This is a genomic window from Thermanaerovibrio acidaminovorans DSM 6589 (assembly GCF_000024905.1).
GTDB lineage: Bacteria > Synergistota > Synergistia > Synergistales > Synergistaceae > Thermanaerovibrio > Thermanaerovibrio acidaminovorans.
Map to the genome: position 1 here is coordinate 895,894 of NC_013522.1, position 16,817 is coordinate 912,710.

General features: G+C 60.8%; 15 protein-coding genes and 1 other RNA gene. 15 read left to right on the plus strand and 1 reads right to left on the minus strand.

The features are described 5' to 3' along the window. The first annotated feature begins 22 nt into the window (after positions 1 to 22). The 4 genes from TACI_RS04405 to TACI_RS04420 all read left to right on the plus strand — a co-directional run bounded on the left by TACI_RS04405 (position 23) and on the right by TACI_RS04420 (position 4,468). A complete protein-coding gene (locus TACI_RS04405) occupies positions 23 to 1,816 on the plus strand; it encodes a V-type ATP synthase subunit A (RefSeq protein WP_164925146.1) in 1,794 nt (597 codons plus the stop codon). Further along, positions 1,806 to 3,224, plus strand: a complete 1,419-nt coding sequence (locus TACI_RS04410; protein ID WP_012869607.1) for a V-type ATP synthase subunit B — start codon at positions 1,806 to 1,808, stop codon at positions 3,222 to 3,224. The genes TACI_RS04405 and TACI_RS04410 overlap by 11 nt, the downstream gene beginning before the upstream one ends. 12 nt (positions 3,225 to 3,236) lie before the next feature. Beyond that, positions 3,237 to 3,863: a V-type ATP synthase subunit D gene (locus TACI_RS04415; RefSeq protein WP_012869608.1), complete on the plus strand. Its 627-nt coding sequence runs from the start codon at positions 3,237 to 3,239 to the stop codon at positions 3,861 to 3,863. 83 nt (positions 3,864 to 3,946) lie between these two features. After that, complete coding sequence (locus tag TACI_RS04420) at positions 3,947 to 4,468, plus strand: gamma carbonic anhydrase family protein (protein WP_012869609.1); 522 nt, start codon at positions 3,947 to 3,949, stop codon at positions 4,466 to 4,468. Here TACI_RS04420 and TACI_RS04425 read toward each other — a convergent pair. Next, a complete protein-coding gene (locus TACI_RS04425) occupies positions 4,450 to 5,268 on the minus strand; it encodes a CheR family methyltransferase (protein WP_012869610.1) in 819 nt (272 codons plus the stop codon). The two genes, TACI_RS04420 and TACI_RS04425, sit on opposite strands and share 19 nt — an antisense overlap. Positions 5,269 to 5,403: 135 nt before the next feature. Here TACI_RS04425 and rnpB point away from each other — a divergent pair. From rnpB to TACI_RS04480, 11 genes are all read left to right on the plus strand, one after another. Beyond that, positions 5,404 to 5,734, plus strand: an RNA gene (gene rnpB / locus TACI_RS04430) — RNase P RNA component class A. A 151-nt stretch (positions 5,735 to 5,885) separates the two neighbouring features. Next, the gene (mraZ, locus tag TACI_RS04435; protein ID WP_242601189.1) at positions 5,886 to 6,305 is read left to right on the plus strand and encodes a division/cell wall cluster transcriptional repressor MraZ; all 420 of its coding nucleotides are present in this window, start codon (positions 5,886 to 5,888) and stop codon (positions 6,303 to 6,305) included. Further along, positions 6,302 to 7,243 carry a 16S rRNA (cytosine(1402)-N(4))-methyltransferase RsmH gene (gene rsmH, locus TACI_RS04440; RefSeq protein WP_012869612.1) on the plus strand — a complete coding sequence of 314 codons (942 nt, stop codon included), beginning with the start codon at positions 6,302 to 6,304 and terminating at the stop codon, positions 7,241 to 7,243. The genes mraZ and rsmH overlap by 4 nt, the downstream gene beginning before the upstream one ends. A gap of 31 nt (positions 7,244 to 7,274) precedes the next feature. Then, positions 7,275 to 7,634: a hypothetical protein gene (locus TACI_RS04445; RefSeq protein ID WP_164925147.1), complete on the plus strand. Its 360-nt coding sequence runs from the start codon at positions 7,275 to 7,277 to the stop codon at positions 7,632 to 7,634. Continuing rightward, entirely contained in the window at positions 7,621 to 9,309 is a 1,689-nt protein-coding gene (locus TACI_RS04450) for a peptidoglycan D,D-transpeptidase FtsI family protein (protein WP_012869614.1), read from the plus strand. The genes TACI_RS04445 and TACI_RS04450 overlap by 14 nt, the downstream gene beginning before the upstream one ends. Positions 9,310 to 9,336: 27 nt before the next feature. Next, on the plus strand, positions 9,337 to 10,875 hold the full coding sequence (locus TACI_RS04455) for a UDP-N-acetylmuramoyl-L-alanyl-D-glutamate--2,6-diaminopimelate ligase (RefSeq protein WP_012869615.1): 1,539 nt from the start codon (positions 9,337 to 9,339) through the stop codon (positions 10,873 to 10,875). 15 nt (positions 10,876 to 10,890) lie between these two features. Continuing rightward, positions 10,891 to 12,276, plus strand: a complete 1,386-nt coding sequence (locus TACI_RS04460) for a UDP-N-acetylmuramoyl-tripeptide--D-alanyl-D-alanine ligase (RefSeq protein WP_012869616.1) — start codon at positions 10,891 to 10,893, stop codon at positions 12,274 to 12,276. A gap of 19 nt (positions 12,277 to 12,295) precedes the next feature. After that, positions 12,296 to 13,207, plus strand: coding sequence for a phospho-N-acetylmuramoyl-pentapeptide-transferase (mraY, locus tag TACI_RS04465; protein WP_242601190.1), 912 nt, complete (start codon positions 12,296 to 12,298; stop codon positions 13,205 to 13,207). A gap of 30 nt (positions 13,208 to 13,237) precedes the next feature. After that, the gene (gene murD / locus TACI_RS04470; RefSeq protein WP_012869618.1) at positions 13,238 to 14,626 is read left to right on the plus strand and encodes a UDP-N-acetylmuramoyl-L-alanine--D-glutamate ligase; all 1,389 of its coding nucleotides are present in this window, start codon (positions 13,238 to 13,240) and stop codon (positions 14,624 to 14,626) included. Beyond that, positions 14,623 to 15,759: an FtsW/RodA/SpoVE family cell cycle protein gene (locus TACI_RS04475; RefSeq protein ID WP_012869619.1), complete on the plus strand. Its 1,137-nt coding sequence runs from the start codon at positions 14,623 to 14,625 to the stop codon at positions 15,757 to 15,759. Before murD ends, TACI_RS04475 begins: the two co-directional genes overlap by 4 nt. Further along, the gene (locus TACI_RS04480) at positions 15,756 to 16,814 is read left to right on the plus strand and encodes a UDP-N-acetylglucosamine--N-acetylmuramyl-(pentapeptide) pyrophosphoryl-undecaprenol N-acetylglucosamine transferase (protein ID WP_012869620.1); all 1,059 of its coding nucleotides are present in this window, start codon (positions 15,756 to 15,758) and stop codon (positions 16,812 to 16,814) included. Before TACI_RS04475 ends, TACI_RS04480 begins: the two co-directional genes overlap by 4 nt. Positions 16,815 to 16,817: the final 3 nt, after the last annotated feature.

Here is a 16,817-nt window from a genome sequence, read left to right on the forward strand (position 1 = left end):
AAGTTTTCTGGGGGCGATATTAGTGGCAGATAAGAGGACCGTACAGGGATATATCTCTAAGATATCGGGCCCTCTCGTCGTGGCGTCCGGCATGGGTGGAGCGTGCATGTACGACGTGGTGAGGGTTGGCAACATGGGGCTCGTGGGTGAGATCATAGAGCTCAAGGGGGATACCGCCTCCATCCAGGTTTACGAGGAGACCTCGGGGCTCATGCCCGGGGAGCCGGTGGTCAGCACCGGCGAGCCTTTGAGCGTGGAGTTGGCGCCTGGACTCATCGAGCAGTTCTACGATGGGGTTCAGCGGCCGCTCAACAGCATAGAGTCGGTGGCCAAGAGTCCCTACATATCCAGGGGCATCTCGGTCCCGGCGGTGGATCGCCACAGGAAGTGGTTCTTCGAGCCCAAGGTAAAGGAGGGGGATCAGGTATCCTCCGGGGATGTGCTCGGGGTTGTGAAGGAGACCGTGCTGGTGGAGCACCGCATACTGGTCCCCTACGGGGTTTCCGGCCAGGTGGTCTCCATCAAGGCGGGGGACTTCACCGTGGAGGAGGTTGTGGCGGTGATCCGCACCAGCGAAGGCGATCGGGAGGTCAGTATGTTGCAGCGCTGGCCGGTCCGTGTTCCACGCCCGGTGGCCAAGCGGCTTCCGCCCGATACCCCCTTGAGCACCGGGCAGCGGGTGGTGGATACCCTCTTCCCAATAGCTCGTGGAGGAACCGCATGCGTCCCCGGCCCCTTCGGCTCCGGCAAGACGGTCATCCAGCACCAGCTGGCCAAGTGGGCCGATGCGGAGATAGTGGTCTACATAGGCTGTGGCGAGCGGGGCAACGAGATGACCGACGTGCTCCTGGAGTTCCCGGAGCTGGAGGATCCCCGTTCCGGCCAGCCGCTTATGAAGAGGACCGTGCTCATCGCCAACACCTCCAACATGCCGGTGGCGGCCCGGGAGGCCTCCATATACACTGGAATAACCATAGCGGAGTACTATCGAGATATGGGCTACTCGGTGGCCCTCATGGCGGACTCCACTAGCCGTTGGGCGGAGGCCCTTCGGGAGATATCCGGCCGTCTCGAGGAGATGCCCGGCGAGGAGGGCTACCCCGCCTACCTGGGCACCCGGTTGGCATCCTTCTACGAGAGGGCCGGCAGGGCCATATGCCTGGGTTCCGATAGCCGAGAGGGGGCGGTGTCGATCATAGGGGCGGTCTCGCCTCCGGGAGGAGACCTGTCCGAGCCGGTCACCCAGAACACCCTTCGGGTCACCAAGGTCTTCTGGGGGTTGGACGCCAACCTGGCCTATCAGCGGCACTTCCCGGCCATAAACTGGCTTACCAGCTACTCCCTCTACGCGGAGAAGCTTGGGGAGTACTGGGACAACCTGTACGACGGGGAGTGGAGCGCCTACAGGACCGAGGCCATGGGCCTTCTGGAGGACGAGGATAGGCTTAAGGAGATCGTGCGGTTGGTGGGTATAGACTCCCTGTCAAAGGAGGAGAGGATGACCCTGGAGACCGCCAAGTCCCTCCGTGAGGACTTCCTGCACCAGAACGCCTTCCACGAGGTGGACACCTACGCCTCCATGAACAAGCAGTTCAAGATGCTTCGCAACATCCTTACCTTCCATCACCTGGCGATGGAGGCCCTGCAGAGGGGGGCGTTGCTGAAGGACGTGCTGGAGCTTCCCATAAGGGAGGAGATAGCCAGGATGAGGTACCTGGATGAGAAGGAGATCTCCAAGCTGGACGAGCTGGAGGATAGGATCAAGCAGGTGTTAGGGCAGCTTTCCGCCAGTGGAGGTGATGAGGATGTTGCCTAAGGAGTATCGTACAATCTCCGACCTCTCGGGTCCTCTCCTGGTGGTGGAGAAGGTCAGCGACGTTCGCTACGATGAGCTGGTGGAGATATCTCTCGCCAACGGGGAGAAGAGGCGGGGGAGGGTCCTTGAGATAACTACCGACAAGGCACTGGTCCAGGTCTTCGAGGGGACCACCGGTATAGACACCGAGAGCACCAAGGTCCGTTTCCTGGGCAAGGTGCTCACCCTGCCGGTCAGCAAGGACATGCTTGGCCGGATATTCAACGGCCGCGGGGAGCCCATAGACGGGGGTGCCCCGATAATCCCCGAGGCGTCCCTGGACATAAACGGGTTTCCCATGAACCCCTACTCCCGGGACTATCCGTCGGAGTTCATCCAGACCGGTATATCCACCATAGACGGGATGAACCCCCTGGTTAGGGGTCAGAAACTGCCGATCTTCTCCGGGAGCGGTCTGCCTCACAACCGGATGGCGGCCCAGATAGCTCGACAGGCCACGGTCATAAGCGGTCATGAGGCCTTCGCGGTGGTATTCGCCGCCATGGGCATCACCTTCGAGGAGGCCACGTTCTTCATGGACGACTTCCGGAAGACCGGGGCCATCGAGAGGACCGTCATGTTCGTGAACCTGGCGGATGACCCGGCCATAGAGCGTATCACCACCCCGCGTCTGGCGCTGACCTGTGCGGAGTACCTGGCCTTCGAGAAGAACATGCACGTGCTGGTCATCCTGACGGACCTCACCAACTACTGTGAGGCCCTCCGGGAGATATCCGCCGCCCGAAAGGAGGTCCCTGGCAGGCGTGGTTACCCGGGTTACCTTTACACCGACCTGGCCACCATGTACGAGCGGGCGGGGCGTCTTAGGGGCAAGTCGGGCTCCATAACCCAGCTGCCGATCCTCACCATGCCGGAGGACGACAAGACCCACCCGATCCCGGACCTCACAGGCTACATAACCGAGGGGCAGATAATCCTGAGCCGGGGTCTTCACCGTAAGGGCATATATCCCCCGGTGGACGTCATGCCCTCCCTGTCTCGACTGAAGGACAAGGGTATAGGCAAGGGGAAGACCCGGGAGGACCACGCGGACCTGATGAACCAGCTCTTCGCCGCCTATGCCCGGGGCAAGGAGGCCAAGGAGCTGGCGGTCATATTGGGAGAGGGTGCCCTGACCGACGAGGACAAGGCCTTCGCCAAGTTCGCCGACGCCTTCGAGGACCGTTACGTGCGGCAGGGGGAGTACGAGAACAGGACCATTGAGCAGACCTTGGCGCTTGGCTGGGACCTCCTTTCCATGATCCCCGTCAAGGAGCTCAAGCGGGTGAGGGACGCCTACATTGAGAAGTACCTGAACCCGGTGCTCGCTGCGAAGGGTAAGATAGAGCAAGTCGGGCAGGGAGCTTAAGGGGGCCTTCCCATGGCCAAGGCTTTGAACGTAAACCCTAACCGGATGGAGCTCTCCAGGCTCAAGAAGCGCCTGGTGGTGGCCAAGCGGGGGCACAAGCTGCTCAAGGACAAACAGGATGCGCTGATCAAAGAGTTCCTCCAGAGGGCCAGGGATCTGAAGGTCCTCCGGGAGGAGGTGGAGGGGGAGCTCCGGGGGTGCTACCAGAGCTTCCTCCTGGCCCGGGCCCAGTCGCTTCCCGCCATGCTGGAACAGGCCCTGCTCCTTTCATCGGGGGGCATGGGGGTTGGGGAGAGGCGGAAGAACGTGATGAGCGTCAGCATCCCCCTATATACCCTGGCGGAGAGGGCCGCGGGGCTCACCTACGGTCTGCTCACCTCCTCGGGAAGCCTTGACGTCACCCTCGAGAAGTTTGAGGCCCTGTTGCCCAAGCTGATAAGGATGGCAGCGGAGGAGAAGGCCTTGAGGCTCATGGCCAAGGAGATAGAGAAGACCCGTCGTCGGGTCAACGCCCTGGAGTACGTTCTCATACCCAGCTTCATAGAGACCATAAAGAACATCTCCATGAAGTTGGATGAGATGGAGAGGGCCACCCTGGGAAGGCTCATGAGGATAAAGGAGATCGTCCGGTCTCACTGATGGCAAGGCGTGCGGCCCAAGGAGCGGGATCCTGGGTCGCATCGCTTTTATTGGGTTAACTCTTGAGATGGAGGTGTTGAGTCTTGGAGAGGGAGAACCTTCTCGCCTTTGAGGGGGTTATGCCCCAGGTGGATCCTGAGGCCTACGTGGCCCCCACCGCGTGTCTCATCGGCAACGTCAAGGTAGGCAAGGGGGCCAGCGTATGGCACGGGGCGGTCCTTCGGGGAGATATAAACAGGATAGAGATAGGGGATAGGTCGAACATACAGGACGGCTGTATAGTTCACGTGACGGATCAGTTGCCGGTGGTGGTGGAGGAGGACGTGACGGTTGGTCACGGGGCCATCCTGCACGGTTGCACCATTAAGAGGGGTTGCCTCATCGCCATGAGGGCCACGGTCCTGGACGGGGCGGTGGTAGGTGAGGGATCGGTCATAGCTGCCGGGGCCATAGTCCCCGAGGGGGCGGTTATACCCCCCGGAAGCGTCGTAATGGGGATCCCCGGCAAGGTGGTCCGGGAGGTTAGGGAGAAGGACAGGGAGAAGCTGGCTTTCCTGTCCTCCTCCTACGTGGAGCTTTCGTCCCGTTACAAGGGACGCCGGTAGAGGAAGGGGCCGGCGGACTCGAAGCCGATGTTCTTGTAGTCGAATATCTGCTCGGTGGAGCCGGTCATAAGGTATCCCCCGGGGCGCAGGGCCTCGAAGAACTTTCGGTATAGGAGGCTCTTCGTCTCGGGGGAGAAATATATCACCACGTTCCTGCAGAGGATCACGTCGAAGTTCTTGTCAAACGGGTCCTTTATGAGGTTCTGTTGCTTGAACACCACCCTATCCTTGATCTCCTGCTTGACCTGAAGGGTGTTGGGGTCGAGCTCGGTGAAGTACTTCTTTATCCACTCCGGCGGGGCGCTCATCAGCTGGCGCCGTTGGTAGATCCCCTTCTGGGCTATGGCTATGGCTCCCCGGTCTATGTCGCTGGCTAGGACGGGCTGGGGGTTTACTACCCCGGTCTCCGCCGCCAGAATGGCCAGGGAGTAGGGCTCCTCCCCGGTGGCGCAGCCGGCGCTCCAAAGCTTGACCTTCTTCTGTCCCGTCTCCTTGAATATGGATGGAAGGACCTTGTCCCTTAGATCCCACCAGCGAGCGGGGTTCCGGAAGAACTCCGAGACGTTTATGGTCAGGTAATCAAGGAACTCCCTGAGCTTGGCCTCGTTGGAGGCCATGATGTTGTAGTAGTCCTCATAGGAGGAAACCCCCCATCGCTGCATGAGCATGTGAACCCGCCTATGTATCTGGTACTTGTAGGCGTTAAGGTCCACCCCGGTGAGGCTCTGTATCTTCTTCTTGAAGGTCTCGTACTCGGGAGGGGCGGGGTAGGGCTTTTCGTCGATGGAAATGGCAAACAACCCCTTTCGGCGTAGATTTAACTTGATCCTTGAGATCATTTTACTTAATAGCCGACCCGGTCGCAACCACAGGGTATCACCGGTGGATCATGATGGACTTGGAGCGCTCAGGTGTAATATAATCTCCAAGTTTGGGGAGTACCACATCCAGTCGCTGCTCAAGGCAGAGGAAAGTCCGGGCTCCACAGGGCGGGATGCTGGAAAAAATCCAGTGAGCGCGAGCTCAAGGATAGCGCCACAGAGAAGATACCGCTCCCTCGGGAGCAAGGGTGAAAAGGTGGGGTAAGAGCCCACCAGCCGGCGGGTGACCGTCGGGCTTGGCAAGCCCCATCCGGAGCAAGGCCGAATAGGGGGGGATGAGGTGGCCCGCTGACCCCCGGGTACGGCCGCACGAGGCGCCCCGCGAGGGACGTCCCAGAGAAATGACTGGACATCGACAAAACCCGGCTTATGGGGTGCTCCCCAAACCATGGTTACGTTTCAAATATTACGTCCAATATATCTACCAAAATGGGTCCAAAGCCCCATGCGGGTTTTGGGCCCAGGCTTTATTTTAGTCCCTTTTGGTGGTAGAAAGTGGTAGTAAGTGTCATAGGGAGGCATCGGATGTCTTGTTGGTGGGGACCCATGAGCACCGGGTGGACTCGAAGGGGCGGGTGGTATTGCCGTCCCGGTTCAGGGAGGGGCTGGGGGAGGAGCTCATAGCCACCGTCGGCATAGATCCCTGCGTGTCCATCTACGGCCTGGGCGGATGGGAGGGGCTCTTCAACCGGTTAAGCTCCCTTTCCTCCTCGAGGGCTAGCCACCGGGACCTCAAGAGGTTGCTCATGGCTTCGGCGGTGCAGGTTGAGCCGGATTCAATGGGGCGGCTTCTGGTCCCCTCATATTTGAGGGAGCACGCCAAGATTACCAGGGACGTTTACATAATAGGAGTTGGAGATCACGTTGAGATATGGGACAGGGAAGAGTGGGACCGAAGGAGGGCCCGTCTGATGGATGAGCTTCCCTCCATAGTCGAGGAGGTAGATGGTCTGTGACGGTCCACATCCCGGTTATGCTGGATAAGATCCTGGAGTTGCTTCGCCCGTGGGAGGAAGTGGGACTGGTGGTGGATGGCACCCTGGGGGCCGGGGGGCATTCCAGGGCCATCCTGGAGAGGTGTCAGGGCGCCTCCTTGATAGGCATAGACCAGGACCAGTCCATACTTGATATAGCCCGGGAGGTTCTATCCCCCTTCGGGGACCGGGTTCGTACCGTGTTGGGCAACTTCAGGGACGTGGGGCGCATCCTGGCAGACCTGGGATCTCCTCGGGTTAGCGCCTTCGTCTTCGATTTGGGCATATCCTCCTGGCAGGTTGACACCCCGGAGCGGGGTTTCTCGTTCAACTACAAAGGGCCCCTGGACATGAGGATGGACATGGGCAGGCTGGGGTCCCGTACCGCGGCGGATATCGTTAACGGTTGGTCCATGGCGGAGCTGGCCGCCCTCTTCCGGAGGTATGGGGAGGACCCATTCGCCTATCAGGTGGCCAGGGCCATATGCAGGCACCGGGAGAAGGAGGGGCCCATAGAGACCTGTGAGGCTCTAGTGTCGGTCATAAGATCCGCCATCCCTGCCCCGGCCCAGAGGAAGATGAGGGGGCACCCCGCCAGGCGGATATTTCAGGCCCTGCGGATAGAGGTCAACGACGAGCTGGGAGCCCTGGAGGAGCTGTTGGACCAGCTCCCATCCATGGGTTCCGAGGGGTGTAAGGTCATATTCATAACCTATCACTCCCTGGAGGATAGGCTGGTGAAGGGACGGATGAGGGAGTGGGCGGGTCAGGACCTGGGGGTCCCCCTTACGCGGAAGCCCCTGGTTCCATCCGAAGAGGAGGTGGAGCTGAACCGGCGGGCAAGGAGCGCCAAGGTTAGGTGTTTCGTTTTCGGCGAGCCAAGGAGACGGAGGTGTAGCCATGTCCCTTCCAAGACATGAAAGCCCCCAACGGATACCGCCCGCGTTTATAATGGCCATCATGATAATGATAACCTTGGCGGTGTCCCTCGGTGGAGTGAGGTTGTACTCCCTCTACTTGGAGTATCGTCTCTCAGATATAAACGCCAAGATAGATGCGGAGGTATCTAAGAAGGTGCAATTGGAGATAAGATTGGCTTCCCTCCTTTCCCCCGAAAGGATATACTCCAACGCCAGGGCCAGGCTCGGGATGGAGGCCAGGAGGGACTTCGTGAAGATAGCCCTTCCTTGGGCGGATGGAGGTCAGGCCCCCTCCCAGGTGGAGCGCCAAGCGCTCCGAGCGGAGAGCGGCGGGAGGAGCAGGTGGGGGTGGACCCTTAACTTCGCGGGAGAGGCCCATGCCAAGGATTAGCAGGTCCCGTTACCCCAGGCGGCACAGCCAGTGGATAGCCCTGGCGGCCGCCTTCTTGTTGATCGGGGTCAACCTGGTGCGGCTACACCTCTTCCCTGACCCCAGGGTCAAGGCCCAGGCATCGAAACAGTACTGGGCCCAGGTGCCCATAAGCACCTCCCGGGGAGGGATCTTCGACAGGAACGGGGTCCCCTTGGCCCTATCGGTGCCCTCCGAGAGCTTCTTTATAGACCCCGCCTACTGGGATCCGGCCAACGCTTCGGCCCTGAAGGGGCTGGTCGGGGATGGGGAGCTGGTGCGCTTTCAGAGATCGCTCCCGGGGCGCTTCGTCTGGGTTCGCCGAAAGGTCCCCCTGGAGATGGCCAGGGCCTACACCGCCAAGGATATCCCGGGGCTCTTCTCCCTGAAGGAGAGTGCTAGGGTCTATCCCCATGGGCAGCTGGCGGCCCACCTTCTGGGGTTCTGCGACATAGACGATAACGGGCTGTCGGGCATAGAGAGGGCGTGGAACAACACCCTCTTCTCCCCCCAGCAGACCCGTCTTCTGGCCAGGGACGCCCGGGGCAAGCTGCTGGACATAGTGGGCAACAGCTCGGACGAGGACTACACCGCTTCGGGGAACATATACCTGTCCATAGACTCCAGGATCCAGCAGATATTGGAGGAGAACCTGGCGGTTGGGGTAAGGGACAGCAATGCCACCTGGGGGGCTGCCATATGCATCGACCCAAACGATGGGGCGGTCCTGGGGTTGGCCAGCTACCCCACCTTCAACCCGAATGACCGGGGCTCTTTCAAAAACCCCGAGGCCTTGAGGAACAACGTGATCGGCCGGATATACGAGCCCGGGTCCACCCTAAAGCCCCTGGTCATGGGGCTAGCCATGGAGGAGGGGTTGGTGAATCAATCGGATAGGTTCATTTGCTCCGGCAGCATAAGGGTGGCGGATCACGTCATCCGGGACGTCAAAAGGGGAGGCCACGGGGTAGAGGATCCCAAGAGGGTCATCGTAAACTCCTGCAACGTGGGCATGGCCATGGTTGGCATAAGGTTCCACGTTTTCAGGTTCTATCAGGGATTGAAGCTCCTGGGCATGGGACAGAGGACCGGCATAGACCTGGCGGGAGAGGAGGCGGGGCTGCTTCAACCCCCGGAGCGCTGGTTGGGGGTGGTGCCTGCCAACGTGGCCATAGGGCAGGGGGTAGGGGTTACCCCCGTTCAGTTGGTGTCCGCCATAGGTGCCATTGCCAACGGAGGACACCTGCTGAAACCCTACGTGGTCAAGGAGGTCAGGGATGACAAGGGGGAGGTAATCTACCGGGGCAAGAGGGTGGTGAAGTCCGCGGTATTCTCCCCCGGGGTGGCCAAGTTCCTCCGGGAGAGCATGAGGGGTGTGGTGGTGGAGGGGACCGGCAAGGGGGCGAACACGCCCCTGGAGAAGGTGGCGGGCAAGACCGGCACCGCCCAGGTGGCTACCGGTGGAACCTACCAGAAGGGCCACTACGTGGCCTCATTTGTTGGGTTCTGGCCCTACGACAGCCCCCGCTACGTCCTCCTGGTAGTCATAGGGGAGCCTAAGGGCGGTAGATATTACGGCGGTGAGTTGGCGGCACCGGTCTTCAAGGCCATGGTGGAGTCCATATCCCTTCTGCCCAAGGATGGCAAGAAGCGTTAGCATGGTTGAAAGGTCGTGAGATGTCGGATGAAGCTGAACAACCTGTTGGATAGGCTCCAGGGTGAACCTCTCCTGACGGAGGTGATCTCATCGGGGCAGGCCATGGATGTGGAGGTTAACAGGGTTGTCTTCGATAGCAGGAGCGTCTCCCCGGGGGATATCTTCACGTGTGTGCCGGGTGGCAGGACGGACGGGCATGGGTTCGCCCGGGACGCGGTGGACCGGGGAGCGGTGGCCCTGTGTGTGGCTCGTCCCCTGGCTGAGGTCCAAGTCCCTCAGCTGGTGTCCAGGGATCCCAGGGCCTTCATGGGGCGCCTGGCCGCCACCCTGTACGGTTGGCCCGCTAGGGACCTCAAGATGATAGGCATCACCGGCACCAACGGCAAGACCACCAGCACGTACATGATGGGGTCCATCCTGGAGGCCCAGGGGACCAGGACCGGCCTCTTGGGTACCGTTTTTTACTGTGATGGGGTCACATTTGAGCACGCGGACAGGACCACCCCCGAGGGGGCGGACGTGCAGTGGTTCCTCAAGAGGATGAGGGACAACAGTTGCCAGGCCTGCGTGATGGAGGCCTCCTCACACGGCCTTAAGCAGGGGAGGATAGAGGGTTGCGAGTTCGACGGTGGGCTGTTCACCAACCTGACCCCCGAGCATCTGGACTTTCATTTGACCGAGGACGCCTACTTCGACGCCAAGAGGCTTCTCTTCAACCGCTACATGAAGGAAGGTTGGGTTGGGGCGTCTAACGCTTCGGACCCCAGGGGGGCTGCCCTACTGATGGAGCATCCGGACAGAATGCATGGCTACCGGGTGATAGGCTCCAACGAGTCCCCCGTGGAGGGGTGTTGGTGCGGTAGGATAAGATCCTACGATCTGGAGGGCATGACCCTCGAGGTGTACGACCCCAGGGGCAGGCTTGCCTTCCGAGAGGTGTCCCTTCCCCTGATAGGTACCTACAACGGTGAGAACGCCATGGGGGTAATCGCCCTGTCCATGGGCATGGGCATCGGCGGGGATGCGGTGGTCAGGGGACTTGCCAGCATGCCCCAGGTACCCGGCAGGCTTGAGACCTACCGTTTCCCCAACCGGGTGGTGGGGGTAATAGACTATGCCCACACTCCGGATGGGCTCGAGAAGGTTCTGGGGGCCCTCAGGGGCGTGACGGTTGGCAAGCTATGGGTGGTGTTCGGTCACGGTGGGGAGAGGACCGGGTCTCACCGGCCAAAGCTGGGGGCGGTGGCGGCTTCGCTGGCGGATCGGGCGGTGGTCACCATGGACAACCCCAGGAGCGAGGATCCCGCCTCCATAGCGGCCCAGATCGTGTCCGGCATTAGCCATGCCAGGGCCAGGGAAGGTTTCCAGCATTGGGTTATCCTGGACCGGGGGGAGGCCATCCGGTACGCCCTGGATAACGCGGAGATAGGGGACGTGGTGGCCATAACCGGCAAGGGGCCGGAGCGGTTCATATTGTTCTCCGATAGGCGGGTCCCCTTTGAGGATTCGGCGGAGCTTCGCCGGTGGGCAGAGGAGCGGTTCCCCGGTTGGGAGCCTAGAAGGTAGCCGGAAGGGGTAGGCATGTCTAGTTTTAGGATGACGTTAGGCCAGGCGGCGGACCTGGTTGGAGGGATCCTTGTGGGACCGGATATGGAGTTGCCCCGCCGGGTCGCCCTGGATAGTCGGGAGGTCCTATCCGGGGACCTGTTCGTGGCATTACGGGGCAACAGGACCGACGGCCATGCCTTCGTGGGGCAGGCGCTGTCCCGGGGGGCCAGATGCCTTCTGGTTGAGATCTCGAAGCTGGAGGAGATCAGGCCCGGCCTTGGCGGCGCCAGTTGCCTTGCGGTCCCGGATCCGGAGCTGGCCTTGGCGGAGATGGCGTCCCACTGGCTAAAGTTGGTGTCCCCCGTGGTGGTGGGCATAACCGGGTCGGTGGGCAAGACCACCACTCGGGAGGTCATCCTTTCCCTCCTGGGCAGGAGGTTTAAAGTTCACGGATCGCCGAAGAGCTACAACACCCTCATAGGCCTGTCCGCCACCGTGATGGGGATGGATCGTGGGTGCGATAACCTGGTTTTGGAGTACGGCACCAGCAGTTTCGGTGAGATATCCAAGCTGGTCAGTTACTTCCCCCCGGATGAGATGGTCATAACCGAGGTGGCCCCTGCCCATCTGGAGAGGCTTCGGGATGTGCAGGGGGTCCTCAGGGCGAAGCTGGAGATACTGGAATCCCAAAGGGGCAGGTTTTTGTCCTATAATGCTGATAACGATCTCCTTTGGGGGGCCGTCACCGGCGGGGGCCTCACCGTCCAAAGAATGGGGGTGGGGGTCCGTCGGGGGGACGTTAGGATATCCGATAGGCGGATAGTGTGGGGGGACGACGGTCCCAGGTTGAACTTCAATCTCCATCACGGGGACAGGCAGCTGGAGGTCTCCTCTGGACTGTGGCCCCTGCACGGTGCCTACCCCCTGGCCCTCTCTTGGGTCATGGCCCTAAGGTTCGGCGTGGAGGACCTCTTCCCGGAGGTGGCCTACGGTTTCAAGCCCGTGAAGGGGCGGGGAAGGGCCATCAGGTCCAGGGAGGGGGGGTGGCTCATGGACGAGTCCTACAATGCCAACCCAACGTCCATGTTTGGGGCCATCGACAGCACCTTGGAGCTGGCCCGGGGGGGCTCCATGAGACCCCAGGCGGTCTTGGGGGGCATGCTTGAGATGGGGGAGGACTCCTCCCTCTGGCACAGGCGGATTGTAGATCGTCTAAACGGCTTTCAGAGGGTCATCCTGGTGGGGGATCGGTGGCCATCGGATCGGCTTCCGGACTGGGTCGTACCGGTTGGCTCCTTCGAGGATGCCCTTGAGGTCCCCATGGACCTCGGGGAGGGGACCCTGACGTTGGTGAAGGGCTCCAGGGGCTACAAGCTCGACCTATACGTGGAGGCCAAGGGGGTTATGGACGGTGATTAGCCATGACTCGCTTGGTTTGGTGATCCTGTTCCTCCTGGTCTTCCTGAGCCAAGGGCTGCTTCAGGAGCTATGGATCCGGTTCATGAGGGCCCTAAAGATCCGCCAGGTAGCCAAGGAGTACGGTCCTGAGGGACATCAGATCAAGGCGGGAACCCCATCCATGGGGGGGGTGATCTTCCCCCTGTGCGTGGTTCCCATGTACCTCCTGGGCTACCGGGAGGCCCTTAACCTGACCGCCCTGCCCGCCCTGGCGGCGGCGGTGGGCTTTGTGGATGACTACCTTAAGGTGATCCGCCGGTCCGGTGACGGTCTGAGCAGCCTTCAGAAGTTGTTCCTCCAAGTTGCCCTGTCACTTCCGTGGTGTCTCATGGTCTCCCGTGGGGGGTTAAGCCTCATGCCGGGGATACCGCTGTCCCCGGCCTTGGCGGTCCCGCTTCTGATCTTCTTGAGCGTTGGGATCCAGAACGCGGTAAACGTGACCGACGGGCTGGATGGGTTGGCCGCTGGCGCGGTGGCCATATCAATGCTCGGGTTTCTGCCCTTCCTTTCCCGGAGCATCGGCATGCCCTTCGCGGTGTCCATATTTGGGGCCGCGCTGGCCTTCCTTTGGCACAATGGGCACCCTGCCCGGGTCTTCATGGGGGATGGGGGGGCCCACTTCCTGGCGGGTGGGATCCTGGCGCTGGCGGTGTCAACCTCCTGCCTACTGCTTGTCCTCCCCATGGGTTTCCTCTTTGGGGTTGAGATAACATCCGTAGCGATCCAGATAGTGGCCATAAGAAGGTTCGGCAGGAGGGTCTTCAGGATGAGTCCCCTCCATCATCACTTCGAGCTCATCGGATGGCCAGAGACCAGGATAGTGACCAGGTTTTGGCTTGTGCACGTGGTAGGGATGGGGATCCTCATATCCATTATCTACTGGATATTTTAGTTCTATTCCAGGTGGAAGGGGTTTGAACCGGTGAAGATCGGAGATTTGAGGGACAAGAGGGTATCCGTGATAGGGGCGGGGATAAGCGGAGAGGCGCTCGCTAGGCTCGCCAGGGAGGCGGGCTGTCGGGTTTTCGTGTCCGACGGGGGTAACGTGCCCAGGGAGAGGATATCCGCCCTGGAGAAGCTGGGTGTGGGTTTTGAGCTGGGGGGGCACACCGATAGGGTCTTCGAAGGGGACCTCTTGGTCTTGAGCTCCGGCATCTCTCCCTCCTCTCCGGTGGTGGAGAGGGCCCGGTCCATGGGCATGCCCACCGTTGGGGAGGTGGACTTCGTCTTCCCTTTCCTTGGTTCCCCGGTTGTAGGCGTCACGGGAAGCAATGGCAAGACCACCACCACCTCCATTCTGGGACACGTGCTTAACGCAGCTGGGGTCAGCACCGCCGTGGCGGGCAACATAGGAAATCCGTTGGGGTCGGTTCCCCTTTCCGGTGAGACCCCAAGCCTCGTGGTGGCGGAGCTAAGCAGCTTCCAGTTGCACTGGTGCGAGGAGGCTAGTTTCGCCGGCGGGGTGGTGACCAACCTGGCTCCGGATCACATCGACTGGCACGGGTCCTACGAGAACTACGTGCTGGCAAAGAGGAGGCTGATAGAGAGGACCGGGCCGGATGGGTTTGCAGTGGTTCAGCTGGCGGACCTGGATATCCTCCGAGGGGGTAGCGGTTCAGTTCGTCTATACCCCCTGTCCTGGGACAAGGTTGAGCAGGGGGTACACCTGGACGATGCAGCCCAGGTGGCTCTCCTACTGATGAACGGATCGGTCCGAGAGCTCTTCCGTTTCGATCAGGTGAGGCTGTTGGGGAGGCACAACCTGGAGAACGCCGCCATGGCCCTATGCGCTGCCAACCTGGTGCTTAACCGTCCGCTAAATGGGGAGGATGGCCGAATAGGGGAGTTCATGGCTCCCCCACATCGATGTGAGCTGGTGGGGCGCTACGGAGGGGTCACGTTCGTTGACGACTCCAAGGGGACCAACGTGGCGGCCACGGTTACCGCCCTAAGGAGCCTCAAGTGCGACCCAGGGGGTACCAAGGTGATCCTTTTGGGTGGAAGGGGCAAGGGGGAGGACTACCAGGTCCTGGCTCAGACGGTATCGGAGGAGTGCTCCTACGCGGTACTGTACGGGGAGGAGGGGGATAGGATCGCGGAGGCCCTGTCCAAGGCGGGCTTCAACCGGTGGAGCAGGGTGGGGAGCCTGGACGAAGCGGTCCGGGTGGCGTTCCAGCGGACCAAGGAGGGGGACATGATCCTGCTCTCTCCCGCCTGCACCAGTTGGGATCAGTACCCCAATTACAAGGAGCGGGGGTATCACTTTCGTAGGTTGGCACAGGAGGTCGGCGGCAGGGTGAGCGAAAGGTGAGCTCCGAAGATCTGAGGATAAAAGAGCATGATAGGGATAAAAAGAGGCCGGATGTGCTCCTTTGGCTCATCCCCTTCCTGCTTAACGGGCTTGGGATCCTGATCATAACCTCCACCACAACCCCAAAGATCTTCGGGGAGAGCGGCTCCCCCTTCTGGGTGGGGGTTAAGCAGTTCAGGTGGATGGGGTTGGGCCTCATGGCCTTCCTTGTGGGATGGAGGGTGCGCCCTCAAACGTGGCTTAGGTCCAGTGGCCCCCTGTGGGTGCTGTCGTTGATGGGCGTCCTGGCCACCAAGCTCCCCGGGGTAGGGGTAACCGTAGGGGGGGCCAGGCGATGGATAAGGCTTGGGGGGCTGTCCTTCCAGCCCGGGGAGGTTCTGTACCTCTTCCTCACCATACACATGGTGAAGATGCTTTTCAAGAACGACAGGGACGTGGTCAAATCCTTCCTGGTCACCATGGCTCTAGTGGTGGTTTCCGCCGTGCCGTTGCTTGCGCAACCCGACCTGGGGACCACGATCCTAATCTACGTAACCGCCATGGGGCTCTTCGTGGAGCGTCATGGATGGCGCCTTCCCCTGATCTCCGGCCTTTTCGGCGGTGTGCTCCTGGTCATTTTGATATTGGTCGAGCCCTACCGGATGAGACGGATCTTCGCCTTCGTGGACCCCTTCAGGGATCCCCTAGACACGGGGTTTCAGGCCATCCAGGGGCTCATAGCCTTTCACAACGGGGGGCTCTGGGGCACTGGGCTTGGGCATGGGTTTCAGAAGCTCCAGTACCTCCCCGCCGCCTACACGGATTTCGTCTTCGCCGCCCTGGGGGAAGAGATGGGGCTCGTGGGCACCTTGGGGGTCCTTGGGGCCTTCTGGCTCTGGAGCACCAGGATAAAGCGCAACTATTTCATGCTGGAGGACGATCTCCTGGCGTCCCTCCTCTGGGGTATAGGGCTCACCATAGTTCTCCCCCTCCTTGTAAACGTTGCGGGGGTGACCAAGCTGATGCCACTGACGGGCATGCCACTTCCGTTCATGAGCTATGGCGGCACATCCCTCGTTATGATGTGGTTCCGGTTGGGTGTAATATTGGGGACAGTGACTTGGGGATCTCAAGCGAAGAGGGGATTGACTTGAAGATAGGTCGGATCACCATAGTGGCTGGGGGCACCGGCGGTCACATATGGCCCGCCATAGCCTTTGGCGAATGGATGTCCAGGGAACACCCGGAGGTGTCCATCTCCTACATCTCCGGATCCAGACCGCTGGAGCTGAGGATATATCGGGAGGCTGGGTTGGACCCCCACGTGATACACATTGAGGGCTCCCCCTTGGGCGCTGGACTCAGGCAAATGCCCCGCAGGTTCAAGCAGATAGTGAGGGCCCTACACCAGACCGAGGACTGCATAAAGAGGGACATGCCGGACCTGTGCCTCATGTTTGGCGGATACGTCTCCTTTCCCGCCCTCCTGGTCTCCCGGCGGATGGGTATACGATCGGTAATGCATGAGCAGAACGCCCGGGCTGGCAGGGTCACCCGGTTCGCCGCCATGCTGGGGGTCAAGATAGCCTCCGGATGGAGGATCTGCCGCCCCCTGCCGGAGGGGGCCTTCAGCCCCGTAGGGGTCCCCATAAGAGAGTTCAAGCTCTGCGAGAGATCGGTTGCCGCCGCTTCACTGGGTATTAGCCTGGAGAGGAGTCAAAAGGTGGCCTTGGTGCTTGCAGGATCCCTAGGGAGCTCATCCCTTTTCCAGCGGGTGGCCAGCGCCGCATCGCACCCCTCCCTACGGGACTGGACGTTCTTGATGGTAGGGGCCTCAAAGGATGTGGAGAGGAGCGGCAACTGCATATCTTTGCCCCACATCTGGGACATTGGAACCGCCTACTCGTTGGCGGATCTGGTTATAACCCGGGCTGGAGCGTCAACCTTAACGGAAATTAAGTTACTTGGTGTTCCGTGTGTTATAATTCCCTGGCGAGAATCCTCCGGTGGTCACCAGTTTGATAACGCCGGAGCTTTCTGTGAAGAGGCGAACGGTATGATCCTGGACGAGGATGCGTTGACCTCCGACCTGCATGACGCGATCCGAACCCTGGAGGTTAAGGTCCCACCATGGCGGGGTTCCTTGCCCGGAGGGGAGGATCTTGGTGAGAACAGCTCAAACCTATGGAACATGATATCTTCCCTCTGACAC

Coding starts and splice junctions, on each gene's coding strand:
- TACI_RS04410 (WP_012869607.1), top strand. CDS start 1,806: ATGTTGCCTAAGGAGTATCGTACAATCTCCGACCTCTCGGGTCCTCTC.
- TACI_RS04415 (WP_012869608.1), top strand. CDS start 3,237: ATGGCCAAGGCTTTGAACGTAAACCCTAACCGGATGGAGCTCTCCAGG.
- TACI_RS04445 (WP_164925147.1), top strand. CDS start 7,275: ATGGCCATCATGATAATGATAACCTTGGCGGTGTCCCTCGGTGGAGTG.
- TACI_RS04450 (WP_012869614.1), top strand. CDS start 7,621: ATGCCAAGGATTAGCAGGTCCCGTTACCCCAGGCGGCACAGCCAGTGG.
- TACI_RS04455 (WP_012869615.1), top strand. CDS start 9,337: ATGAAGCTGAACAACCTGTTGGATAGGCTCCAGGGTGAACCTCTCCTG.
- TACI_RS04460 (WP_012869616.1), top strand. CDS start 10,891: ATGTCTAGTTTTAGGATGACGTTAGGCCAGGCGGCGGACCTGGTTGGA.